This is a genomic window from Kosakonia sp. MUSA4, assembly GCF_013085925.1.
GTDB classification, from domain to species: Bacteria; Pseudomonadota; Gammaproteobacteria; order Enterobacterales; family Enterobacteriaceae; genus Kosakonia; species Kosakonia sacchari_B.
The window spans coordinates 60018-84880 of the sequence record NZ_CP025697.1 but is presented as its reverse complement, the minus strand read 5'-3'; the positions used below and the strand labels follow the sequence as shown (position 1 = coordinate 84880).

Genomic DNA, 24863 nt, shown 5'->3' with positions numbered 1-24863 from the left:
GTAGATTGCCGGATATTCTGGCTGGTTGCTGTGTATTTACACGCGTATACTACACATATATCTACACAGGAGGACAAATCATGCCCGTTGCTGCGAAACAGAGGAACAAACAGAACGTCAGCGTGACCGTAGAGCGCGACTTACTGGAGCAGGCTCGTAAAGAGGGAATTAATCTTTCACAAACGCTGGCAACCGCGCTGGAAGGGGAATTACGCTCTCTGGCTGCCGAGCGCTGGAAGCGCGAAAATGCCGCCGCGATTGATGATCTCAATGAGTTTATCGCCGAACGCGGCCATTTCTCGGATGAACACAGGAAGTTTTAACCCATGCAATACACCGTTTATCGAAACAAGAGTAATAGCAGGGAGTATCCGTTTCTGCTGGATGTGCAGAGCGATATTACCGGTAGTATGAACTCACGCGTCGTGATCCCACTGTGCCCACTGGCGGACTACAAAGATCGCCGTCGGGTGGAACGTTTAAACCCGGTGCTGGAGATCGAGGGGCAAGCGTATCTGTTGCTGACGCACGATCTCGCCGGTGTCAGTCTGGCGATATTAGGTGAGAAAGTCTGCACTATGAACGCCCGGCGCGATGTTATTCGCAGTGCGATGGATTTTATTTTTGACGGTATCTGAAGTGACGGGTTGCCTTACGGAACCCGTCATTTTTAGTGCAATCTGCCCGCTTATTTCCCCAGCTTCGACAGCATCTCGGGGCGCATAAACTTGTGGATCACCAGCATAAACAGCACTGACGGCACCAGCAGGATCAGCGCGGTGATCGACGACACCTGGTAGTTGCCCGACATGCTGGCGGTATAAAGCAAAATAGGCAGCGTGGTGATATCCGGCGCGCCGACGAAGAAGGTGGCGGTGAACTCATCCAGCGATTCCAGAAACACAAAGATGCTGGCGGCGATCAGCCCCGGCGCGGCCTGTGGCAGAATAATATGGAAAAACGTATATACCGGCCCGGCGCCCAGATTGCGCGATGCGCGCGCCAGCAGCGGATCGAGCGACGAAAACGCCGCGACGCTTATCCAGATGGAATACATCAGCCCATGTACGCTGTGCACCAGCACCACACCGGCAACCGTGCCATTTAGCCCCCACTGATAAAACAGCCGCGCCACGTTCATATACACCGTCAGATTCGGAAACGCCTGCGGGATCAGAAACAGCAGCATAAAGAACGCGCGGCACGGCATACCGCGCTGGGCAAGCGCATAACCTGCCGGTACAGAGATGATCAGGCAAACCAGCACCGCCAGCACGGCAATCACCACGCTTATCGACAGCGAACCCGAAACGTCGCTATACGGGCTAAACACCTGGCTCCAGTATTTCAGCCCCCACTGGCTCGGCAGCGTATGCGGGAAGAACCAGCTCTCCGCCACCGTCCAGATCAGCAGATTCAGCAGCGGGCCGAACAGCGCCAGCGCCAGAAATGTCAGCAGCAGTGTTTGCAGCAGAAAACTGCCGCGCAGTTTTTGTCGGAAGCTATTCATGACTGCGCTCCTTTCGCCTGCAGGCTGTGGCGTAAATAGAACCAGGAAAGCAGCGCGCAAATCAGATACGAAATGACGCCCATCGCGTTGGCGACCGGGTAATCGCCGTAAGAGTTGACGCGAAACGCCATATCCACCGTCATCATCGTTGGCGTACCGGTGCCGATCATCAGCGGCACAGAAAGGACCGACATCATCGTCACGGTCGACAACACCATCGCCACGCCAATCGTCGGCAGCACCTGCGGCAAAATAATGTCGAACAGAATGCGCAGGCGGGAAGCGCCAAGGTTTTTCGCTGCCAGAATATGGGCCGGATCGACCGCCGACATCGCGCCGCAAATCAGCAACGTAGTGAAGGCCATCTGTTTCCAGACAAACGTAATAATGATCCCGCTCCAGCCGAGCAGCGACGTGGTCTCCATCGGCGTCATCACCCCGGCGGCGACCAGCACATTATTCATCAGGCCGTTTTTCGCCAGAAAAGTGCGCATCATTTGCGCGGTCACAATAAAGGGAATAAACAGCGGCAGGCGGTACAAAAAGGCCAGCGTTTTGACGATCCCGCGAAACGGCGACAGCACAATGATCGCCGCGATGCTGATCGACAGCAGCGCGAGGATCGCCAGCGACGTCAGCACAATAATCACGGTAAACATAATGTCATTCGAATAGAGCGCCAACACTTTATCAAAATGCGCCAGCGTCAGTTGCCCTGCCTGGCTGGTAAAGGCCGAGATCAGCGAAAAGCCCAGCGGCCAGAGGAAAAACACCGCTATCATCAGCGTCGCCGGAGCCACCAGCAGTAAATATTTCATCGCGTGTCGCATGGTAAACCTGAGTTATCACCGTAAAAAAGATGCCCGGACCGACAACATCCGGGCACCCACATTCATCAGTTCGAAACCTGGCTCTCGTAACCCTCTTTGATGTCGTCAAAGTAGTGGGTAATCGGGAAGTTTTTGCCGTATTTCGCCAAATCTTGCGGTGAAATTTCAGCGAACAGTTTCTGCCAGGTGGCGTCATCCAGCTTCTCTTTGACGTATTTCGCATCAATCCCCGGATACCAGTTGAACTGCTTCACAATTCCCTGCGCCTGCACTTCCGGGCTGGTCGCCAGCGCAATAAATTCCTGCGCCAGTTTGGCCTGCGCGGCATGCGCTGGCACCACGTAGTACATCGGCTGTCCTGGCATACCCGGCGCAATCAACGCCAGTTTGATCGACGGCGGCAGCTTGCCCTGATCTTTCCAGCTGTAGAACATATCGACCCACACCGGCCCCATAGTGATTTCACCGCGGCTCAGCATATCCAGCGTCCCGGCGTTACCTGGCGTAAAGGTGACGTTCTTGTTGAATTCTTTCAGTTTGGCGTAAGCCTGGGTCCACTCTTTTTCCACGCCTTTATCGTAAGGCTGCGCGGTAAGACGATCCGCGCTGGTGCCATAGGCATACATCCAGCCCACCACGAAGCTCACGCCGGACATACCATTTTTAATGCCGTTATAGCCAAAGGCTTTCGGGTTTTTCTCTGACCACTGCACCAGTTCGTCGTAGGATTTCGGCGGCGTTTTGACTAGATCGCTGTTATAGGCAATTGCCGTCTGGCTTAAGAACATTGGCATCACGTAGCCATCAACATTAACGCCCAGCGCGTTTTTCGCGTTTTCCGCCGTCACCATGCTGCCAGTGCTGACAGCCGGGCGGTATTTATCCAGCAGCCCTTTTTCAACCAGTTGTCCCCCGGCGTTCTGATGCACTACGGCAACGTCGATATCCCAGGTTTTCGCGCCGCTTTGCTGCTGCGCCGTCAGTTTTTCGATGATCTTATTCGACCCGGCATCGCCCGGCCCGGTGCCGATCACCTGCACTTTTACGCCCGGATGCGCGGCTTCAAATTTCGGCCCCAGCCAGGTTTTGACATAGTCCACCATATTTTGGTCGCCCGCCGTTGCAACATTGAGAACCGTTTCGGCGTTCGCGGCGTGCAGAGTTCCCAAACAGAGTGCAGCTGTGACAGCAAGTTTCGTTTTTACGGACATGATGTATCCCCAGGAAAAAGTGTGTCGGTTGGCATTACAAAGGTTGTTCAAAAAGATACAGCGCCGGTTGCGGAACATGCAGCACCACGGGCGTTTGTGCTGGCCAGAACTGCGGTGAATCGGCGAGCAAAAGCTGTCCATCGCAGCGCACGCTGTGGCGGTACTGGTGGCCGAGAAACGCGCTCTCCTCAATCACGCCCTCCAGCACTAACCCCTGCGGCGTCGGGTGCGTCAATGCAGGATGAATGGTGACATCCGCGCTGCGAAAATAGAGGGTTTTGCCGCCGTCATCCGTGCTCGCCAGGCAGTTATCCGCGCCCATAAAATCCGCCACAAACGGCGTTGCCGGGCGGTGGTAGATATCTTCCGGCGTACCGATTTGCTCAATACGCCCGTTATTCAGCACCGCAATGCGATCGGCCATCACCAGCGCTTCCTGCTGATCGTGGGTGACGATAAGCGAGGTAAAGCCAAGCTTCTTTCGCAGCGCTTTAATTTCATGGCGTACATTGAGGCGCACTTTGGCATCGAGGTTCGACAACGGCTCATCCAGCACCAGTACGTCCGGTTCAATCGCCAGCGCGCGTGCCAGCGCCACGCGCTGACGCTGGCCGCCGGAAAGTGCGGTCACTTTTATATCCGCATAACCTTCAAGGTTGACGATTTTTAATAATTCCTGCACCCGTTGTTGAATCGCCTCTTTTTTCACGCGACGCACTTTTAAGCCGTAGCCAATATTTTGTGCGACGGTAAAGTGCGGCCACAACGCATAACTCTGAAAAACCATGGTGATATTTCGCTGCTCCGGCGTGCTGTGCGTAATATCCCGGCCGTTGATAGCGATAGCCCCTGAACGCACGGGCACAAAGCCGCATAACGCATTGAGTAATGTGGTTTTTCCGCAGCCAGAAGGCCCAAGCAGCGCGATCATCTCGCCCTTCTCCACCGCTAAATGAATATCGTGGAGAACGATGTTATTGCCGTAGCCAATTTTCAGCTTATTAATTTGCAAATAACTCATGGGCGATCCTTTTATTCGACATCTTTTTCAACGATGAACACGTGTTCATTTATTTGTAAAAAAAATGCAACTTTGCAGCGACATTATGTGAGCCTACTTTGTCGTCTATTTGTGACAGTTTGATTAAGTCCGCGATAATTTTGGTGGAGCGAAATGGAAATAGATGTTCTGGGTTGCGGCAGCGCCTTCTCGCTGCAACAAAATACCTCCGCGCTGCGCGTGATCGACCGTGAAAACCGCCAGTGGTTGATTGATTGCGGCCCCACGATCCCGCGCGCGCTGTGGCAGCGTGGCCTTGATGTGAATGCCATCGACGCGATTTACTTCACCCATGTTCACCCGGATCACTGTACCGGGCTGACGGCGCTGCTGAATTACTGGAAAAGTTTTCAGCGCAGCAAACCGCTGGTTATCTGGTCGCAGCGCGAACAGCGTCCGGTACTGATGCAACTGGCAAGCCTCGCCAACTGGCCGGACACCACGCTCTGTTTCGACATCGACTGGCGCGACAGCGAACCGCAGTGGCGCTGGCACGGCTGGCAAGTGAGTACGGCGTTCACGCATCATGAAATTCCCAATCTTGCGCTGCGCATTGAAGCCGACGGCGTGGCGCTGTTCTACAGTGGCGACGGACGCCCGACGCCGGAGAGCATCGCGTTGATGCACCATACGGATCTGGCGTTTCAGGAGTGCGCATCGATGACGCCGCTGGCCAGTGATGCCTCGCACGGCGATTTCCCTGGCTGCCAGGCGCTGTTTACCCAACTGCGTTTACCGGCGCTGGGGTTGTATCACTGCAATGATGCCGCGCGCCCGGCGCTGGCGCAGGCCTGCCTTACGCATCAGGGGCTGTTTGTCAGCGAAGATGGCATGCGCGTTGAGGTTACGCGCCGCGCGGAGGGGAGCATTTGAGTCAGGCAATCCGCAAACAGGCCGTTACGGCAGAAGACGTGGCGAAACGGGCGGGCGTCTCCCGCGCTGTGGTGTCGCGCGCATTAAGCAGCAATGGCAGCATCTCCCCGGCGACCAAAGAGAAAGTACTGCGTGCCGCGCAGGAGCTGGGTTATCAGGTCAATTTTCTCGCGCAGGGGCTGAACCGCCAGCGCAGCCATCTGATTGGCGTGATTGTGGCGCGCATTGGCGATCCGTTTCGCAGCAGCCTGCTGGAGGGGCTACTGCATGAGATCCAACGGCGCGGCTACCAGGCGCTGGTTACCGAAATTACCGGCGAGCAGGATCTGGTCACCACGCTGCGCCGTTTCACGCAGTTTCGCGTCTCCGGCGTGATTGTGACCTCCGGCAAACCGCCGGAAGCCATCGTCAACGAGTGTGTCAGCCAGCAGATTCCGGTGGTCGGCATCAATCGCCATCCCGATATTCCGTTTGTCGATTTTGTCTGCTCGGATAACCAGCGCGGCGCGCAACTGGCCGCCGAACAGTTGGTGCACGCGGGTTGTCGCCGTTTCGGCTGGCTGATCAACCGTGGCTCCACGTGGGCAGGCGTGATGCGCGGCGACGCCTTTGAGCGGGCGCTGCAACAACTGGGCGTTGATACACAGCAGCATCTGCGCTGGATAAGCGCCAGCGAAGAGGGTTACGACGGCGGATGGCAGGCGGCGCTCAATGATAAAGACGAATTACCGGAAGGGATCTTCTGCGCCAATGCGCAGCTGGCCTGCGGTTTTCTCGACGGCATGCGCCAGCGCGGTAAGTTCGCGCCGCACGACTTCCATTTGATAGGCTTTGATAATACGCCGCAAAGCGGCCAGTTCAGTTACCAGCTCACTACGCTGCATCAGGATGTGGCGGAGATCTCGCGCCGGGCGTTAACGCGCCTGCTGGAGCGGGCCAAAAATCCCTTACAGCCTTCCCGCGTTGAGTGGGTTAAGGTGGAATTGATTCATCGACAAACATCGCCACGCATTGGCTAAGAGTCCCGCTATGACAGAAGAGTTTACCCACGCGCTCTGCGCGTTGATTCGTCGTCTCGGCCAGCAAGCGAAGCAACTTCGCGATAACGGGCTAACGATTGAGCAGAAAGGCCGCCAGGATTTTGTCTCCCAGGCGGATGTGTATGTGGAAAACGAACTGCGTGCATGGTTGAAAACGCAGCGCCCGCAGGATGGCCTGCTCGGCGAAGAGCGCGGGATGGAGCCGGGAAGCGACGGTATCTGGGTTATCGATCCGATCGACGGTACCACCAACTTTATCCTCGGCATGGATTACTGGTGCATCTCCGTCGCCTATGTTCGCGCGCACAACATTGAGCTGGGCATCATTTATGCCCCCGATCGCAACGAGTTCTTCTTCGCGCAAACGGGCAAAGGCGCGTACTTAAACGAGCAGAAATTGACGATCCGCGATCCGTCGCCGGAGGCGGTGGTTCTGGGGCTGGGGCGCTCAAGCCGTACCCCGCCGCGCGACTATACGCAGACCATTGAAACCCTGTTTGAACATGGCATTGAGCACCGCCGTTTTGGCGCAGGCGCGTTGATGCTGGCGCACGTCGCCGCAGGCCAGGTGCATGGTTATTTTGAAGCCCATCTGCATAGCTGGGATGCGCTAGCCGGTCTGGCGCTGATTAAGGAAGCGGGGGGAATGCACAACGATTTTCTCGCCAGTGATGGCCTGACGCAGGGAAATAATGCGTGGGCGGCAAGCCCGGCTGTGTGGAAACGCCTGCAACCGGTACTGTTGCCAAACGGCTGAAGCAAAAAGCCCCCGACAAGCGGGGGCGTAATATCCTTATTTGGAAATTTTGTCCCAGGCAGTAGACCAGGCGCTACCGGTACCCGGAGCGTAGGCGAAGGCCGCGCCGGAACACCAGCTGGTGTACGGCCACGGTTTGCACTGGTAAGCGTTGCCGTCAGTACCGGTCACAATATCACCCGCAGCATACGGGAAGTTTTCCTGATAAGCCGGGTAAGCGGACTCCACTTTCTCGTTGGTGGTCACATCCAGCTTCTCAGACATCCCGGATTTGTTACCCGCAGCGTCAAGAGAGATCACCTGATACTGATAGATAGTTTCCGCCTGCAGGCCTTTATCCAGGTAAGCTGGGGTGGCCGGAGACGCGATCAGTTTACCATCACGGAACAGCTGGTAACCGGTCACCTGGACGTTATCGGTTGCCGCTTTCCATTGCAGAGCGATGGTAGAGTCCGTGACTTCTACAGTGCCCATGCCAGTCGGGATGGACGGTGCTTCGGTATCAACAGCCGGTGCAGCCTGCGTTTTCACTTTGAAAACTGCGCTGGCGGCAGAGGCGTTGTTTGCCGCATCGACAGCCACGATGGTGTACTGGTATTCCGTTTCCGCTTGCAGATTGTTGTCCGCAAAAGTGGTGGTGGTGACGTCAGCCACTTTCTGCTGGTTACGGAATACGCTGTAGTGATGAACACCGGTGTCATCGGTAGAGGCTTTCCAGTTCAGTTGAACAGAAGTCGCCGTGCTGGTGCCCTGTACTTCAGACGGTACGCTCGGTGCCGTCGTATCTTCTTCCGGTGCCGGCATTTCGCCGCCATCATGGATCAGGTTGGTATACGCTTTACGGAACTGGCCGTTAAAGGATTGGTGATTAACGTTATCGCCTTCGTCCCAGTTGATAGACCAGGTCATCAAGCCTCTTAACGGCAGGCCTTCTTTTTCCATATCCGCGAATACGCGATAAACATCTTCCGGCGTTTTTACAAAACCGGTTGCCGCAGCAGAAGTATTACTTGGCAGGCCAATAACCAGTTTGCTGGACGGAATTTTAACCGCAGACAGACCGTGTTTATTGGTGATAATTTCTTTACTGAAGTGGTAAAGGAATTCATATTTTTTAGCGTCGTCATTTTGCGCATAGTTTACCCACCAGCCATCGGTAGCAGTATTGTCCGGCTGGAAACCAATGCCGAATGCGCCCTGGTTGTAATATTGCGGCGCGATGAAGTCATAATAGCCATCGAGACGTTCAATATAATTTTGATACTGCGGGTTAGCTTTGGTCAGATACGGAATTTCCGGCGCCATACTGATAATAAAGTGCTTGCCCTGCTGTTCGTAGTGTTCGCGAACTTTTTTCAGCGCAGCAGGAATAACGGTTTCGTTATCAGCCAGTTTAATAGCGCTCTGCTCAAGGTCCAGATCCAGACCATCGAAGCCATAAACATCGACCAGACGAATAATTTCATTGGCCAGATTTTCGGTGTCGCCATTGGCTTCATGCAGTTCAATATGAGCATCTGCGCCGCCCAGCGACAGCAGAACCGCCTGACCACGTTCGTTCAGCGCGGCAATTTCCTCGCGGAAGCTCTGATCGGTGCCGTAATAAGGAACGAAGGTCGGCATCGTTGCGCCGCCAGCGGATTTCATAAAGGCCGCCATCACGACGTTATACTCTTTCGGCGTATCTTTCAGCGCCATTTTTAACGGGTAGCCCTGAGCGTAATCGCCAGAGAAACCCTGATCCCAGTTGTGCCAGTAACCGACCAGCACTTTTTTACCTTCGATAGAAGGCATTGTATCCGCATAATCCGTTGCAGCAAAAAGGTGACCACTAAAACCAACCATGCCAGCTAATGCAAGGCCAGCACAAATTCGATTGCGCTTAAAAATCCCTTTCATTCTAATTCCTCATCTATTAATAATCAGTTTTTTGCTACTGGTTAACGTACCTCTAAACAACGCCGACATATTACATTTTATTTCGGAGTTTTCATTATAGGAAACGGATATTCGCAATGCGGGATCTTTCCCTTTCGATTGAGAATTCTCTATGCGGATATTCAATTGATTAATTCACAGCAAGAAACTCTATAATAGCAGCGGCCCGATATTAAAAAATATCAGGCCAGACATAAAAAATATTGAGCGGCGAAATATTATTTACTTTCCTGTATTTCCGCATAGAGCGCACTGAGCTCTTTTGCGTATTTCTTCGCACCAGGAATGCCTATCGCTTTGATGTAATCAACCAGGCCGTCGGGATTACGTTCGAGCAGGCGATACTCAATCAAATGGCCAATCGGGAAATTAATCTGCGGCGCGTTATTGACAATGTTATCTTCGCCGCCGGTTTCTAAATATTTTTCATTCTTCTTAACGATCCAGGCAATTGTTTTTTCACGATCATTTTTTATTAACGCATCCAGTTCATCAAAGCTAACGGCGGCATGCTGTAAAGATTCATTATCCACCTCAATAATAAAATCATGAACCGGCGTCACGCGGTCAATTTTTTCCGGCAGCGCCAGATCCAGCGCATCCAGATAGTTCGCGTAGCTTTCAGTGTGCATGAATTCGTTAAGTGTCATATTTAGCGTCCCGTATAGTTGCCAACATCCTGAACAATTTTAATCAATCGGGAGCCAGTATGCCTGTAAGGATCCTTCGCGGCATGCTCCCATGGCGTCACCTTCTCCAGGTTATAGGGAAGATCGACGTTTTTGCCCGACCGTTGCGGCCAGATGCGGTGGTTCAGTTCCAGCGATACATTCCGTGTTCTGATACGCCGGGTCTTAAAGTGGTACTCCTCCACCCGAATGCGCGGCGCCAGCCCCAGCCGCATACGCAACATATTCACCGAAGAATACATGCCTTTCGGCGCGGCTTTGGCTTCAGCTTTCCAGTAATCGCGCCGCGCAGTATTCCAGCATTTTAAGCCGAGAGGATCGATCCACGTCTGCGGGGCAATCACATAGTCATAAACATTCAGCCCTCCGGCAAGCCCAAGCGGATCCTGGCTGATATAGGCGGCAATCGCCGGATCATAATAGCGATAGCGGTTGTAATGCAGCCCGGTTTCGCCATCAAAATAGTGCCCCTGGAAACGCAGCGGGTTATCGATACGGCTGGCGCAAATCTCGCCTTTTTCGCCCCAGGCGCCGCTTCTTTCCGACCAGACAATCTCCCCGCCGGGCGAGGTCAGGCGCACCGGCGCACCGTTCGGATCGCAGTGATAGTGCCAGCTCTGCTTCTGCCCGTTTTCCTGCGTGACCAGCGCCAGCGGCCGGAAACCGCCAGGGTAGTAGATGTACTCACGCAGGGTGCTGAACAGTTGCGCCTGCGCTTTTTGCCGCTTCAGTCGCCCGCCGGTATCAAAGATGCTCAGCGCCGCCAGCGGCTGCGGGGTGGAAGTGACTGTCTCGCCCGCCAGCGCATCCTCCTGCCAGTAAAACCAGCGTGTTTCACTGGCGGTTTGTTTGAAGACGCGTCTTCCCAGGCCGTCATAACCATAACGCACCTGCTCGTTACCCTTACGTACGGCGATCAACTGGCGATTCTCATCCCAGATGAAGTCCTCTTTTTCGCCCTCATTCTGCACATTACGGCGCTGTCGCAGTTCGCCGGCGCGGTCAAACACATAGCGCGTCCCCTGGTGGAGGCCTTCGCGGAACCAGCCGCCAGCACTGTCGTTCACATCGCGGATCTGCGTCTGTAACGCGTTGCCCGCCGCGTCATGGACAAACTGGCGCAGCACGCCGTCCGGTGCGGTATGCGCCGCCAGACGCCCCACCGGATCGTAGGTATAACGATCGCTGCCCCACTGGCTGTCTTCACGCAGCGTCAGGTTGCCTGTGCGATCGTAAGCAAAGCCGCTGGCGAACAGCGGTAAATCGTTTTTCAGCACCTGCTGCGACGTTAAGCGTCCAAGGCGATCGTAGCGATAACGGCGCTCAACATCGTCGGAGAGCTGCTCGCTGGCTCTGCGCCCGCAGGCATCGTAAGTGAAACGTATTGGCGCATCGTCGTTCAGTTGCACCTCGCTCAGCCTGTCATGCTCATCCATGCCATAACGTACCCGGTGGCCGCCGTCGCTCTCGCGCGAGATCAGCAGCCCGCGCGGGTCATAGCCGTAACGCAACTGGAAGCCGTCCTGCTCCTCGCACAGTAACCGCCCGGCGCGGTCATAGCGCCAGACCAGCCGCCGCCACGGGTTTTCGCACAGCACCATGCGCCCGCAGGGATCGTAATTAAACGTCGCCTGTAACGTGTCGCCGCTGCGCCGTTCGCAAAGCCTCCCGGCGCGGTCGTAGCCGTAGCGAACTTCACGCCCGAGTGGATCTTCGCGGCGGATCAACCGGCTGGCATTATCCCAGCCATAGCGCGTTATCTGCCCCCAGTAATCGCTCTCCGCCGTGACCCGGCCCAGCGCATCGCGGGTGAACTGCCAGCGCTGGCCGTTCTGGTTGATCACCGCCAGCAGGCGATCTTCGGCATCGTACTGATAGCCGAGCGTCGCGCCATCCGGCGTTTCGCAGGCGGCAAGCATTCCCGTGCCGGTATAGCGAAACCGCGTTACGCGCCCCTGCTCGTCGGTGAATTGCAGCGGCTCATCTTCCCGATCATAGCTGACGCGCACTTCACCTTCCGCCGGGTCAACCGTGGCGACCAGCCGGTCTTTCATATCCCAGTGGAAACGGGTGATACCGCCATCGGCATCAATGCGCTCCTGCAACGTACCACGCACCGAGTAGCGAAAACGGGTCACACCGCCGCCAGCAGCGTGCCCGGCGGTTAAAAAACCGAATCGATCATAGTGATACTGGGTTGGCGGAGAGCCAGGAATCTCGGCGGCAGTCAGCTGGCCGAACGCATCATAGTGATAACGCGACGTCACGCCCGTTGGGTCAATTTCAGCCACCAGGTTACCGCCGCTATCGAACTGCGTGCGCCAGTTGGCTCCCTGCTCATCCGTTACCGCAATCAGATCACCCCAGTCGTTATAGCTCGCCTGCACGACGCTGCCATCAGGCAGGTGTTCAGCAACCATCTGCCCGCGCTCGTCATACTCCCAGCGCCAGCTGCTGCCATCCGGCTCCACCAGCTCCGCCGTACGGCCAACATCGTCATAGCGAAACAGCGTATTGCCACCAGTGGGATCGATTTCCGCGATCGGCAAACCGTTTTCATCAAAGGTAATGCGCGAGATATTGCCCGCCGAATCGCTTATTTCCACTTCGTTAAGCAGTTCGTGCCAGGCAAAGCGATAATCCCAAACGCCGCCATCACCCCAGGCATGAATCACCCGCCAGGCATCATCGTACTGGTAATGGAACCCCTGGCCGTTGCGATCCACATGGCTTAGCAGATAGCGTTGCTGCCAGAAGAAATGGCGCGGGTGCGATAGCGCATCGATCTCGGCGCTAAGCTGGTTATCCGCATCATATTCATAGCGCGTCAGCGGAGTTATCTCGCCATCCAGCGTATTGCGCAAACGCAGCGCCAGCAGCCGATCGTTTTGCCAGGTGACGAGGATTTCGCGCCCGGTCGCTCCCGCGTGGCTGAACTCGCGAATGTGCTGCAATTCATCGCCGTTCCAGTCAAACGCCCAGCCATTACCGTGACGATCTGCCAGCCTGCGTACCGGTAACATGCCCTGTTTACCGCTGAAATGCAGCTCCGGGCCGCTCTCCTGCTCGATTCGCCACCACACTTCGCCCTCGCGCGTTTCGCGCCACAGGCGGCTTCCGTCCGGCAGGCCGGTAATGGCCTGTTCGCGGCCATCCGCCTGCGGTAGCGCAGCAAACAGCGTCATCCCTTCCGCCTGCGTCAGCAGGGCAACGCCTTCATCGGCGAGCACCTCAAGGCGGGTATCCGCCGGGGTGGACCAGCCGTAACCGCACATCCCTGCTATTTCCGTGTCGGACGAGGTATAGCTGCGCGTCCACTCCAGCGGCAGCCTGCCCGGCAGCAGGAAATCCATTTGCTCCAGGCTGACGCTGCCGTCGCGGATATCCACCGGCTCGGCGCGCAGTACCCGGCATTTCAGGAAGCCAGGGTCCATATTGCGAAACAGCTTTTGCCGCAGTTTGCGGAAACGGCGCATAAACAGCCGCCACTGCGGCGTTTTTTTCAGTTTTTTAAACCCTTTCCCCAGGCCGCTTAACCCGGCGCGCATCAACAGCGCCATCAGGTTGATGGTGGGCGGCCCGCCGACAATCACATTGTTGGGCAGCGCGAGGTTAAACGTCAGCGGCAACGTCAACGAAAGGGGTTTTGGTTTGGTGGCGCGTTTGAGGCGAAACGGCGGGATCAGGCCAATAATGTTGCAGCTCAGCACCGGCATACCGATGCGGGAAAACGGCTCGCCATCCACCGAAACGGTTTTGCTGCCCATAAACAGCTCGTCTTCAATCTGCGGGCCGCCCGGCGCGCGCAGCGGCGGGATCCACGCGCCGCCCACCGGAATATGCACCGCCATCCCGCCCGTTCCGGCGCTGGCGCGTTTGATGCTGTTAACGTGAACCGTGGTGCCAATCAGCGGCAGATAGTCGAAGACATCAAAAACGATGCCGATGTGCGGCGTTGGCAGCGGCCACGGATAGGTGTGAATATCCAGCCCGAGCTGTGGATCGAAGTGCGCGCCGGAGTGCATCGCTTAACCTCAGAACATGGCACGCAACAGCGCGCGCAGGAAAGTACGAACTTCGGTCGCCAGATCGCTCTCAGAGAGGCTTAAAAAGAGCAGCGCCAGCACGGTGACGACAACAATAATGATGATGCGATTTTTCATAGCGGGTTGCTTCCTGCAGTATCAGTTAACGATGCGTCGCGCTCTCCCCACGCGGGAAGGCGTTGCCACTCGCCGGGCGGCGCATCAAAAGGATGGGCGATTTCCGGCAGGCCGTTCCAGTGCGGATGCAGCTTCTCCCGCGCCAGCCGGATAACGCGGCGAAAGCTCTCATCGCCGCGGCGGATCAGGTTTTCACGCTCTTCACGGATCAGCGTAAAGGTCGCTTCAAGTTGTAATTGCAAACGGCTGTCGGCCTGTCGAACCTGCTCCACCGCTGGCGCGGACGGCAGTTGCGCTTCCGCCTGCGCAATAAGCTTCTGTTTTTCCGCCTGCCAGCGCGTGGCGCAGGCTTCAAGGGCTTCGGTGCGCCGCTTGTCATGCATACGCAACAAATCCTGGAACACCAGCGGCAAGGTGGTTTGCCCGCGTTCCGTGATGGGAACAGGCTCCGCCGCCTGAATGGCGCGGGCGTACTCCTCCATTGCCGCCGGGCGATGCCCGCACAGCCAGAGGCAAAAACCGCACATCCGCCAGCCCTCCATCGCAAAGAGCGGATGCGGGATGGCCTGCGCCTCAATCGCCGCCTGACGGTAGGTTTTCGCCGCCTGAAGATACTCTTTGCTGGCGAACCAGGCGCCCGCCTCGCCAAAGGTGCTTTGCGTGCGCAACTGCCCTTTTACCGCCTGATCGGGCACCTCGCCGGAGATGCTTTGCGCCTGGCGGTAGTGCTCCACCGCCTGCGCGTGATCGCGTCCTTTGAGCCAGCCGCCGGCGATCAGGTTATGCATCATCGCCTGCTGATCCGCCCAGCCGCGACGCTGCGCAATCGCCAGCGCCAGGCTGCCGCGCGCCGCCACCTGCGCGGCGCTGCCTTTTTCCAGCAGCAACATGGCATCGGCCAGATAGCGACGGAACAGTAAACGGTCGGCATCGGCGTCGGTCTGCTGCTGCGCGGTCTGGTGCATCACCTTCATACCATCAATCCGATCCTCAATCAGCCGGACATGGCGCGGATTTGCGGTATACAGCGGCTGCCAGATCGGCTGTTCAACGGTGTCGATCAATAACAGGCGCGGCGCGTCAGCGCCCTGTTCCAGCCAGCGATGGAGCCAGCGCAGCATGGCGCTCTCATCGCTGACAGCGGAAGGTTTCAGCACCAGCACCAGATAGCGCAGATCGTCGGCAAACTGTGCGGCGAAGTTCTGCAACAGGCTGCGTAACTGCCCGGCGCTGTAGCAGGGCAGCCAGGGTTCGGCATCCCAGAAAGCGGCATCGGGCGTCGCTTCATACTGCTCAACGAATTCACGGCCCAGCGCCTCGCTGTAGCTGTATCCGGTTTCAAAAGGCGTGTTGAAGCTGAGGAACAGATCGGGCAATGAGCGCCCCTGCGGATGCTGTTGCAGCGCGAAAAAAGCATCCAGCAGCGATTCGCCGTTTGCCGGAACACGCCAGATAAACAGCCGTGCGGCGGCATCTTCGCTGGCATCCAGCCAGCTTACTTCCAGCTCGCTCATCACCTTTTCACTGGGGTTTTTGCTGGCGTTCATGGCATCCCCATCAGGCGTTCAGCTCAATTTTCTTGCCATTGACCATCACCCCGGCGGCGTTAATGGTGATGGTCGATCCGCCTGCGGTGATCTCCACGCTACCGTTGCCAATCAGGATGCCGCTCTCGCCCACGTTGATGCGGAAGGTGTCCGTCGCGCTGTCGGCCACACTGCCCTGGGTAAAACGGGTATCGCCGCCGGTAATGCTCAGCGTGCGTCCGGCGCCGATGCTGACGTCCTGTTTTTGCGTCACCGTGCGCGTCTCATTGCTGCTGACGGTGACATTGCGGTTACCGGTCACTTCCAGCGTCTGGTTGCCGATCACCTGCACAGTGCGGTTTTGCTGGACACTAACCTTCTCATTGCCCTGTACGCTGCGGGTGCGATCCTGGACCACCGTCAGCGTCTGATGACCTTCAACAGTGCCGGTATTGTTACTTTTCACCGTGGTGGTGTGGTTGCCGGTAATGGTTTCGTCGCGGTTTTGCTCCACGCTCAGGCTTTCGTTACCCTTCACGCTCTCGGTACGGTTTTGCTGCACCGTGGTGGTTTCATTACCGTTGATGGTTTTGCTGCGATCCTGGCCCACGGTGATGGTTTCATTGCCATCGACGGTGCGCGTCCGGTTCTGCTTGATGTGGCTGGTTTCGTCTTTGCCGACGGTTTTAGTGCGGTTGCTGCCGACATCATGGGTTTCATCGTTTTCAACTTCCGTATCCATATTGCGTTCGGCATGCAGCCAGAGCTGCTCAGCGCCCGGTTTATCCTCAAAACGCAGGGCGTTGGCGTTATCCGGCGAGCCATCTTTGGAACGGCTCATAAAACCCATCTGCGTGGCCGCCGCTGGTAGCGCCCACGGCGGCATGCTGGCTTCGTTGTAGACGCGGCCGATGATGATTGGCCTGTCCGGCTCGCCGTTAATAAAATCGACCACCACTTCATCACCGACGCGCGGGATCTGCACCCCACCGTAGCCCTGCCCGGCCCAGGCACTGGAGACGCGCACCCAGCAGGAGCTGTTCTCGTCGCCCGGGCTTTGCCGATCCCAGTGGAATTTCACTTTGACGCGGCCATATTTGTCCGTCCAGATCGACTCGCCCGCAGGCCCCACGACTCTTGCCGTTTGCGGCCCGTAGGTGCGCGGCCAGTCGGTGACGGCGGCCGGGCGGAACGGCGTTGATGCCGGAATAACGGTAAAGTCGATGCGCTGCTGCGTCTCGCCAATATCGCCGGAAGCATACTGGTTTTCGGCAAAATCATAGCGAGCGCCCACCACCAGCCACTGCGCGTTGTCGGCATCGTTAGGGGAGCGGATCAGCGTAAAGGTGTGCCCCGGCGCAATACCGGTCGCCGTTGCGCTGCCCTGCATTTGCTGCTGTTCCGCCTGCCAGGATTGCTGGCGGATACGCGCATACGATTCGCCGTCGCCATGCTCCACAAAACGGCCTGGCCAGTCATAGACATCGATTTTTCCGGGAGTTGGCGAAACGGGGTTTTGCAGGGTTTGCAGCATCCAGGCATGGGGCTTGCGGAAGTCGTAATCGTCGGTGCTGTAGAGGCCAGGCGTAACGATATGCCGCGCCAGTAACTGGCTGACGCCCTCTTCGTTCACCGCACCGCCGCCGCTTTGCGCATGCCACGGAATCACTTCATAACCGGGAAACGCCTCCGCTTGCGCGTAATCATCCATCAGTACCAGCGTGTGTCCCTCTTTGCCGTGGCGGAACAGGTAGCTGATGCCCTCAAGCTCCAGCAAACGGCTGATAAAATGGAAGCTGCTCTCGGCGTACTGCACGCAGTAATCCCACTGGCGATAACTGCGCGTCAGTTTGTTTTCAATTTTGACCTGGTATTCGGAAAACAGGGTGCTGACGATGTCCGGTACGCGCTGCTGCTGGAAAATACGGAAATTGCGATCGCGCATCATCGGCCAGAAATCCGGCTCAAGGGTCGCCTGATACACCGCATAGCGCGTGCCATCCAGCTCTTCCGAGCGCGCGGAGATCGCCGTGACTTTACCGCTCAGATAGCGCGTCGTTCCCAACTGCGTTGGGATCACCACCGTCATCTCCTGGCCCAGCAGTTTTTGCCGATCGAGGGTGAAATCTTTGCTCAGCAGCTCGACCTGAAAGCGAAAGGGCGTGGAGAGCTGTTCTTCCCCTTTAAACGTCCAGAATAAGAGCGAATCACTTCCGGAGGATGACAGAACGGTTATCCGGTTAACCATACGTGTTCCTTTATTGCAGAGGCGAATATTCCGGGCGAAGAGGTGTTTCCACGCCTTCAGCGCAGGTAATTATTAAATAGAGTTTTGCGGTGCGGGTATTATTCCCTGCTGACCGATAATAATTTATTACGGGCGATATTAACTGGATATAGTTGAAACTCGCACTGATTGGTAGTTAAGAATCATCCCATTTTCATGAGTTTATGATAACACATTGAAAATTAAGACCAGTGTTTATTTACGCAATTTATTTATGGTTATTAGGTTATGCGATTCAGCCAACATATTAACCGCGTATCATATATTTTGAGATGGTAATATTATCCTCAACGCCAACAATTAAATAATTACGCAGGTTATTTTAGGCAAGTTTAATTATATGCCAGAAAATAAAGAGATGGCCCGCCAGCGGGCCATTGTCGATGTCAGAAAAAACGGTGACCAGCAGCCAGCGTAATGGCCGGTTGCCCGGCTTTAAACAGCAGAGCCGGTTTGTCGCCGCCGAGTTGCGCGTGGCCGTCCTGTACCGCGATCCAGCTTCCTTCCGGTAAACCGATCACCTCCAGTTCCGGCGCCACCACCAGCAGCTCGCGAATGCGCTGTTCACGCGTTTCGCCCTGATGCCCGGCGGGGAGCGCGTTGGTAAAGTGCGGGTTGATCTGCAACGGCACCAGATTGAGCGCATCCAGACCGCCCGGATCGATAATCGGCATATCATTGGTGGTGCGGATCGTCGGACAGGCCAGATTCGCCCCGGCGCTCCAGCCAACATACAGCGCACCGTTGTTAACGACCTGGCGGATCGGTTCGATTAACCCGCGCTCGCGGCAATTTTTCAGCAGGTTAAACGTGTTGCCGCCGCCAACCATCACAATCTCTGCGGCGGCAATCGCCGCAGGCGCGTCGTCCACGGTATGAATGCCGGTGATCGACAGATCCAGCTCCGCCAGCGCCAGACGGACTTTATCCGTATAGGCATCAAAGCTTTGCGTTACGCCCGCGAAGGGAATAAATACCACCTTGCGACGCCCGCCAAGCTGCGCTTTCAGCAGCGGCAGCGCATATTCCAGATATTCGGTGCCAGGCAGCACCGAATTGCTCAGTAACAGCAAATCCATAACCCTCTCCTTTTACAGCAAATTGCGTAGCAGATCGGCTAACAGCTTATTCGATAATACAACGGGCAGTGGGACGTGGCGGGCGCAAATCGCCTGATGCCAGGCGGTGTAGCCCATGCAGTCGGTCAGAATCACTTCCGCGCCCTGCGCGTGCAGCGAGCGGGCGGCATCGGCCACCTCGTCTTCACTGGCGGTATAGGGCGAGGCAACGGCAAACACCGGCGTTTGCGCGGCGCCGCGCCACTTCTCCAGCTCGCTGGCGATCTGCGCTTCCAGCGGCACCAGGATCCCGGCGCGACGCGTTCCCACCAGCGCATTCAGCGTCGGTGGCAGGATCCGATCCGGCTCGATCAACCACGCTTTTTTGCTGCTCAAACCGTGAAACTCGCCGGTACAAAGAATAGCGATGATCTCGCAGCCCTGCGCTTCCAGCCCGTCGATCTTCTGTTGCAGCGCTTCGCCGACCGCCGGTTTGCCCATCACCACGGCTCGCCCGTCCAGCAGGCGCGAAGTCAGCAATGCATCGCCAGGTTGTGGCGCAAAACGCGCCGCGATGGCGGCATCATCCAGCCCATCCAGCACCCCGGCGTGCAGGCAACTTACCTGCGCGGGTAACGCCGCATCGAGGATTGGCGTGATGTCGCTGCGCGGTGCCTGGCCGATGGTCAGCGTACCGATTTTGCGGAGCGCCATTTCACACTCCCGGCTGACGTTTTTGCAGATGCGCCAGCGAACCGTACAGATCGAGCAGGCGCTGGTATTCCGCTTTATCGAAGAACTGGCAGGTGCCGCGCGTGAACTCTTTTGCCACTTCTACGGCAAATTTACAGGCCAGCGCGATATCCGTTTCGTGGCTCGCCCCGGTGCCGCAGCCCGGCACAACGCTTACCGCCGTAATCGCCACGCCAACCACGGGCGCGGCGGTGGCAATCGACGGTTGCAGGATGCTGTTCAGGTGGTAAACCCCATTACCGTACGGTGTGATGTCCTGGGTGGTGATCGGGAAAGTGACCGGCAGTTGCCCGGTGGTCATTTCCATGACGCGCAGCAGATCTTCCGCCACGCGCAGGATGTAACCCGCTTTGACCGTCGGCGAAATGGCAAAGCCTTTATGGTTGATGATGCGATTACCTTTGGTGGTATCAATCGACAGCACCGCATCCATTTCGTCAGAGACTTCCTGCTCGTTCATGTCTTCGGTTTCGACCGGCGAATCCATAAAATCAACCGGCTCGTGCGGTCGCGTTGGCGCATCCGGGCAGATATGGGTGGTGACAATCACATCGCCGGGCAGGCTGTCGCCCTGGCGTTGCATCTCCGCCAGTTTCAGCGCGCTGGCAATCGCCGCCACGGCGCCGTCGGCGTCGGAGACCAGCCCAATTCGCCCCGGACGCGCGCCAATGCCGCCCAGACGTCCGACAATCCCCAGCGTCGGCGCGCTGCCGCCGCGACGTTTACCTTCGGTGCCAGGAATAACAATTTTAACGAAGTCGGTGCTGCCTTTCGGGCCGCTGACCGCTTTCACGCTCACCTCGAGATTGCTGTAACCCGCCAGCAGGGTTTTCACCTTGTCGCCGCTGGCATACGCGCTGTCGAGTAACTCAAAGACCTGTAACGTTTGTTGTAAGCTCATAATATTTTCTCTGGAATGGCGTGATTACTTTTTGCCGCCCGGCAGGACGGAATTAAAGAAGCTGAACAGGGCGTCTCCGGCGATCAAACCCGCCGCCAGCACCTCGATTTTGTTACGCATCGGTTCGCCGCCAATGCGCAGCATCGCCGCGCGAATGGCGATACCGATCATCACCGCCCAACCCGCCAGCGGGTTATTGATCAGCAATCCTGTCGCCAGCAGCACGCCCATCTGACGGCCGGGGCCGCCGATCAACTGGATAATGGCGCCCGGAATGGCCCAAATGAGCAGCGATTTGGCGATATCAAACGACACCCCGGCGTTAATGGCGGCGACGTACACTTTTGCCACCGGCGGCACCAGCCCCTGCGAGAAGTAGTCGCGGAAGATAAACAACACCACCGGCATGGCGACGACAAAGGCCAGCATGGCGGCGAGCAGTTGCTGACGGCGGCCCTCCAGTTCAAAACGGGTGTGTTCGCCTTTACCGCGCAGAATCCATCCGGCTTTCAGGTCATAGCCCATATCGGCAAACGCCGGGCCGGTAGCGGCGGAGAAACCGCACAGCATTGCCAGCGCTTGTGGCGGGAAGCCAATCAGAATACCGATCAGTAAGGTGATCAGCGCCACGGCAAAGGCCGGGAACCAGCCGGAGTGCATGGCAGCAAGGCCCACAATCATTTCATGCAGAAAGGCGGCGAAAGCGGCGTAGACCATAAACGCCACCAGCCACGGCAAAGAGAGGTGGGCATACAGACCGCTGCCAAGCGCAATCACTACTGAAATCGCCATAAAGCCGAGCGCGCCTAAGCGGATGGTTTTGCCAATCTGCTCATTTTGCGCCTGCGGCAGCGCGTCGTCGGCGGTATGCGGCGCTGCTTTCTGGCCGTTGCTCTGGCGGATCAGGCGGATAATCTGGAACAACGCCACCACGCCCGCACCCGCCATCACGCCGTGCGGGATGTAGAGTTTGTTGATATCTATGCCGAACAGCGGCGCAGAATAACCGCGCAGCAGGAAGCCAACGCCGAGCATGCCCAGCGCCCAGATATTGCCGATAAACGCCGTACCCAGCGCCGCCATCGGAAATTTGAACCACGAGCCGACAGCGCCGATCACCATCCCGGTGCCGAGCAACGCTGCCTGTTTGCCGCCCTGATCGCCCGCTTTAATCGACTCTGCCGCCGCAATTCCCGGCGGCCAGGCACCTTCGGCCGGGAAGATGCGCGTATTGAACAGGCGATAGAGCAGCCAGCCATCCAGCAACATCGCCAGCGCCACGCCGATAAACATCGGCATGACCATTTCCTGATGACCAAACAGCCACGGAATTGAAATAGGCAACAGCAGCGAGTTCGCCGCGCCAAAGGTGGCCGCTGACGTCGCGCTTTGCGCCAGGTTTTGAATATGGATGGAGCGGAAACGGGCGAAACACTGGAGTGGAATGCGGGCGATGATCATCGCCGCCATCGCGCCGATGATTGCCGTGTTCGGCGTGACCCCCAGCGTGGTTAGCAGTTGCACGCCAATAACGGCGCCGAAGATGCTGAGCACCAGCAGCAACAGCAATGTGGCCGGGGCGAAAGCGCGCGGATGGCTCTCGCTCTGTTCCGGCAGCGTTTCGGATGAGACAGTCTGACTCACGGTTATTCTCCTGGTATTGGCAAAAAAGGAAAAATCAAAGCGAGCTGGTCACCAGCGTGTCACCGGTTTTTCCGGCGATGGTGAGGGCAGCTTCTTTCAGTAATGTCGCGATCCGTTGCAACTCTTCAGGGGTAGCAAGGTGTTGAGGGAAGGAGAGGCAGAACGCCACGGCTTCGTGAGTGGCCGGGTCGCCGACTGCGCAGCTGACGGAAGCCGTGTCGGCAACCGATTCATTCACGGCCGTTGCGTAACCGGCATCGCGGGTACGGGCCACGGCAGCAACCAGCATGCTGACATCTTGCTGTGTACCGCTAAGCTGCGATACCACCAGCGGGCTGGCAAAAAAATCATGGAGCTGTGTATCGGAAAAACGTGCCAGCAGCGCGCGGCCGGTCGAGGTTCCCCATGCCGGCGAGCGGGAACCAGGCCAGGTAACAACCGGCAGCGCCTGACGGCCGTGGATCACCCGCAGCACAAGGATCTCCTGGTTATCGAGCATCGAAATATAGCCGGTGTAACCCGTGCGTTCGCACAGGTTACGCAGCGCCGCATCAACGTGATCGCTCAGGGTAATTTGGCGGCTGACGAGATGTGAAGCCGACATAATCAACGGGCCAGGCAGAAAGGTGCCCTGGCTTTCGTCCTTTTCCAGATACCCCCAGAATTCAAGCTGGCTCATCACGCGTGAGGCGGTACTTTTGGGCATGCCGAGGTGGGTAATCACATCGCTCACGCGGATGCCGCTTTGCAGATCCACCATCAGTTTCAGGATGTTGGCTGTCGTTTCTAAAATGGACATTGTGCGGTCTCATAAAATGGGACTGAAGTTTCATTAAATGGAACTGCAAGAAAGGTGCCAGCGCGTAACACACTGAATTCGTGGAAAGTTGATGAAATCGATCAAAAATCACGCACCAAATTAACGATCAAAAATGGTGCATAAATGGCGACATTTCACGCAAAGAGTGCACTAAAGCGGCAGGTAATGACGGCGGGCTTGTATCAAAAAAGAATGGCTTAGCTTTTTTTCGTATAACGTTATTCGTATATATTTGTTTTCGCACACGATGCAAAGAATATAATTCGCACTAATCCAGCCCCCAAATAATTAAGCCGGGCTAATAAAATATTCCGCCAGCAATTTCTGGCAAAATGTTCTGTCCGGAAGGTGTGCAGTGCCAACATGGTTACCCTTAGCGATTGATTCTTTCTGGCCGATGCTTTCCGCAGGGCTGAAATTCACCATTCCCTTGACGCTGATCTCTTTTATTCTTGGGCTGTCGCTCGGGTTTGTGGTTGCGCTTTTGCGCCTGTACGGCCCGGCTTTTTTAAAGCCGGTGGTGCGGTTTTACGTCTGGCTGATTCGCGGTACGCCGCTGCTGGTGCAGCTATTTTTGATTTTCTACGCCTTGCCGAGCGCCGGGATCACCATTGATGCTTTCCCTGCGGCGGTGATTGGCTTTACCGTCAATATTGGCGCGTATACCTCCGAAGTGATCAGGGCAACGCTGCTGGCCGTGCCGAAAGGGCAATGGGAAGCCGCCCACTCCATCAGCATGACCTGGGCGCAGTCGCTGCGGCGTATTATTCTGCCGCAGGCCGCGCGCATCGCCGTGCCGCCGCTTTCTAACACCTTTATTTCACTGGTAAAAGACACTTCGCTGGCGTCGGTCATCACCGTACCGGAGATGTTTCTTGCCGCGCAGCAAATTGCGGCGGTGACCTATGAACCGCTCATTCTGTACTGCGAAGCGGCGATTATTTATCTGTTCTTCAGTTCGGTGTTATCGCATTTGCAAGAGAAGCTGGAGCGGAAATTAGCGGGTACGACAGTAAAAGGCCAGGTCAATGATAACGCTCTCCAGCATTGAAAAAAGTTTCGACGGCAATCAGGTGCTGAAGAATATCAATTTAACGATTGAAGAAGGCACGGTAACCACGCTGATTGGCCCTTCAGGCAGCGGGAAAAGCACCTTATTGCGCTGCATTAATTTGCTGGAAATTCCCCAGTCCGGGGAGTTGACCATCGGTAAAGAGCGCATCACATTCGCGCCAGGCGCGCGGATCAAAGGCCAGGATATTCGCCGCATCAGCCGCCAGACCGGCATGGTGTTTCAGAACTTCGCGCTGTTTCCGCATATGACCGCCCTCGACAACATCACTGAAGGGCTGATTACGGTACATAAATGGGATCGCGAACGCGCCCGCCGCCGTGGTGAAGAGCTGCTGAATAAAGTCGGCATGCTGCACAAACGCGATGCCCTGCCGAATACACTATCTGGCGGCCAGCAGCAGCGCGTGGCGATTGCCCGTGCGCTGGCACCGTCACCGGCGGTTCTGTTGTGCGATGAACCGACTTCCGCACTCGATCCGGAGCTCTCCGGCGAAGTGGTATCCGTGCTGCGCCAGCTGGCGCTGGAAGGAACAACCATGATCATGGCGACCCATGATTTGCGCCTGGCGGCGAATATCGCCAGCCAGGTGGTGTTTCTGGAAGCCGGAGAAATTATTGAGTCCGGCTCCGCTAACGATTTGTTTTTACACGCGAAGAAACCCCGTACCGCGGAGTTTATCGCCTCTTTAAGCACAGCGCTCCCGGAACTCGGGGCGAGTTAATTAAAAC

22 protein-coding genes are annotated in these 24863 nt (G+C 56.8%); 7 read left to right on the top strand and 15 right to left on the bottom strand.

All coding sequences use genetic code 11. The features are described from left to right. Positions 1 to 80 precede the first annotated feature (80 nt). Positions 81 to 323: a type II toxin-antitoxin system CcdA family antitoxin gene (locus C0557_RS00375; protein WP_074779773.1), complete on the top strand. Its 243-nt coding sequence runs from the start codon at positions 81 to 83 to the stop codon at positions 321 to 323. 3 nt (positions 324 to 326) lie between these two features. Beyond that, the gene (locus C0557_RS00370) at positions 327 to 638 is read left to right on the top strand and encodes a CcdB family protein (RefSeq protein WP_208657113.1); all 312 of its coding nucleotides are present in this window, start codon (positions 327 to 329) and stop codon (positions 636 to 638) included. Between the two features lie 50 nt (positions 639 to 688). Here C0557_RS00370 and C0557_RS00365 read toward each other — a convergent pair whose 3' ends face one another. From C0557_RS00365 to C0557_RS00350, 4 genes are all read right to left on the bottom strand, one after another. Then, positions 689 to 1510 carry an ABC transporter permease gene (locus tag C0557_RS00365; protein WP_208657112.1) on the bottom strand — a complete coding sequence of 274 codons (822 nt, stop codon included), beginning with the start codon at positions 1508 to 1510 and terminating at the stop codon, positions 689 to 691. After that, positions 1507 to 2340, bottom strand: a complete 834-nt coding sequence (locus C0557_RS00360) for an ABC transporter permease (RefSeq protein ID WP_208657111.1) — start codon at positions 2338 to 2340, stop codon at positions 1507 to 1509. Before C0557_RS00360 ends, C0557_RS00365 begins: the two co-directional genes overlap by 4 nt. A gap of 65 nt (positions 2341 to 2405) precedes the next feature. Next, positions 2406 to 3551, bottom strand: a complete 1146-nt coding sequence (locus C0557_RS00355; RefSeq protein WP_253073764.1) for an extracellular solute-binding protein — start codon at positions 3549 to 3551, stop codon at positions 2406 to 2408. Between the two features lie 34 nt (positions 3552 to 3585). Beyond that, positions 3586 to 4572: an ABC transporter ATP-binding protein gene (locus C0557_RS00350; RefSeq protein ID WP_208657110.1), complete on the bottom strand. Its 987-nt coding sequence runs from the start codon at positions 4570 to 4572 to the stop codon at positions 3586 to 3588. Between the two features lie 153 nt (positions 4573 to 4725). On the opposite strand from C0557_RS00350, the gene C0557_RS00345 reads away from it, so the two are divergent. Genes C0557_RS00345 through C0557_RS00335 form a run of 3 tightly spaced genes read left to right on the top strand, consistent with a single transcriptional unit; the run spans position 4726 to position 7281 of the window. Then, complete coding sequence (locus C0557_RS00345) at positions 4726 to 5484, top strand: MBL fold metallo-hydrolase (protein WP_208657109.1); 759 nt, start codon at positions 4726 to 4728, stop codon at positions 5482 to 5484. After that, a complete protein-coding gene (locus C0557_RS00340; protein ID WP_074779787.1) occupies positions 5481 to 6503 on the top strand; it encodes a LacI family DNA-binding transcriptional regulator in 1023 nt (340 codons plus the stop codon). Before C0557_RS00345 ends, C0557_RS00340 begins: the two co-directional genes overlap by 4 nt. Positions 6504 to 6513: 10 nt before the next feature. Further along, the gene (locus C0557_RS00335) at positions 6514 to 7281 is read left to right on the top strand and encodes an inositol monophosphatase (RefSeq protein WP_208657108.1); all 768 of its coding nucleotides are present in this window, start codon (positions 6514 to 6516) and stop codon (positions 7279 to 7281) included. A 36-nt stretch (positions 7282 to 7317) separates the two neighbouring features. Here the strand turns inward: C0557_RS00335 and C0557_RS00330 are convergent, their stop codons facing one another. From C0557_RS00330 to C0557_RS00285, 11 genes are all read right to left on the bottom strand, one after another. Then, positions 7318 to 9180, bottom strand: a complete 1863-nt coding sequence (locus C0557_RS00330; protein WP_208657107.1) for a glycosyl hydrolase family 18 protein — start codon at positions 9178 to 9180, stop codon at positions 7318 to 7320. Positions 9181 to 9437: 257 nt separating this feature from the next. Then, complete coding sequence (locus tag C0557_RS00325) at positions 9438 to 9869, bottom strand: hypothetical protein (protein ID WP_208657106.1); 432 nt, start codon at positions 9867 to 9869, stop codon at positions 9438 to 9440. Between the two features lie 2 nt (positions 9870 to 9871). Continuing rightward, entirely contained in the window at positions 9872 to 13933 is a 4062-nt protein-coding gene (locus C0557_RS00320) for an RHS repeat-associated core domain-containing protein (RefSeq protein ID WP_208657105.1), read from the bottom strand. A 9-nt stretch (positions 13934 to 13942) separates the two neighbouring features. Beyond that, on the bottom strand, positions 13943 to 14071 hold the full coding sequence (locus tag C0557_RS27540) for a hypothetical protein (protein WP_007372454.1): 129 nt from the start codon (positions 14069 to 14071) through the stop codon (positions 13943 to 13945). After that, positions 14068 to 15618: a hypothetical protein gene (locus C0557_RS00315; RefSeq protein WP_208657104.1), complete on the bottom strand. Its 1551-nt coding sequence runs from the start codon at positions 15616 to 15618 to the stop codon at positions 14068 to 14070. Before C0557_RS00315 ends, C0557_RS27540 begins: the two co-directional genes overlap by 4 nt. A 10-nt stretch (positions 15619 to 15628) precedes the next feature. Beyond that, the gene (locus C0557_RS00310; RefSeq protein WP_208657103.1) at positions 15629 to 17845 is read right to left on the bottom strand and encodes a type VI secretion system Vgr family protein; all 2217 of its coding nucleotides are present in this window, start codon (positions 17843 to 17845) and stop codon (positions 15629 to 15631) included. A 425-nt stretch (positions 17846 to 18270) separates the two neighbouring features. Next, entirely contained in the window at positions 18271 to 18963 is a 693-nt protein-coding gene (pepE, locus tag C0557_RS00305; RefSeq protein WP_208657102.1) for a dipeptidase PepE, read from the bottom strand. 12 nt (positions 18964 to 18975) lie between these two features. Then, complete coding sequence (locus tag C0557_RS00300) at positions 18976 to 19656, bottom strand: AroM family protein (RefSeq protein ID WP_208657101.1); 681 nt, start codon at positions 19654 to 19656, stop codon at positions 18976 to 18978. Between the two features lies 1 nt (position 19657). Further along, a complete protein-coding gene (locus C0557_RS00295) occupies positions 19658 to 20596 on the bottom strand; it encodes a DUF1177 domain-containing protein (RefSeq protein WP_208657100.1) in 939 nt (312 codons plus the stop codon). Positions 20597 to 20620: 24 nt separating this feature from the next. Continuing rightward, positions 20621 to 22213, bottom strand: coding sequence for an OPT/YSL family transporter (locus tag C0557_RS00290; protein WP_208662730.1), 1593 nt, complete (start codon positions 22211 to 22213; stop codon positions 20621 to 20623). A 61-nt stretch (positions 22214 to 22274) separates the two neighbouring features. After that, positions 22275 to 23039: an IclR family transcriptional regulator gene (locus C0557_RS00285; protein WP_074779804.1), complete on the bottom strand. Its 765-nt coding sequence runs from the start codon at positions 23037 to 23039 to the stop codon at positions 22275 to 22277. A 376-nt stretch (positions 23040 to 23415) separates the two neighbouring features. Between C0557_RS00285 and C0557_RS00280 the strand changes: the two genes are divergently transcribed. Continuing rightward, positions 23416 to 24111: an amino acid ABC transporter permease gene (locus tag C0557_RS00280; protein WP_083416336.1), complete on the top strand. Its 696-nt coding sequence runs from the start codon at positions 23416 to 23418 to the stop codon at positions 24109 to 24111. Further along, the gene (locus tag C0557_RS00275) at positions 24089 to 24856 is read left to right on the top strand and encodes an amino acid ABC transporter ATP-binding protein (protein ID WP_208657099.1); all 768 of its coding nucleotides are present in this window, start codon (positions 24089 to 24091) and stop codon (positions 24854 to 24856) included. The genes C0557_RS00280 and C0557_RS00275 overlap by 23 nt, the downstream gene beginning before the upstream one ends. The last annotated feature ends 7 nt before the right edge of the window (positions 24857 to 24863 follow it).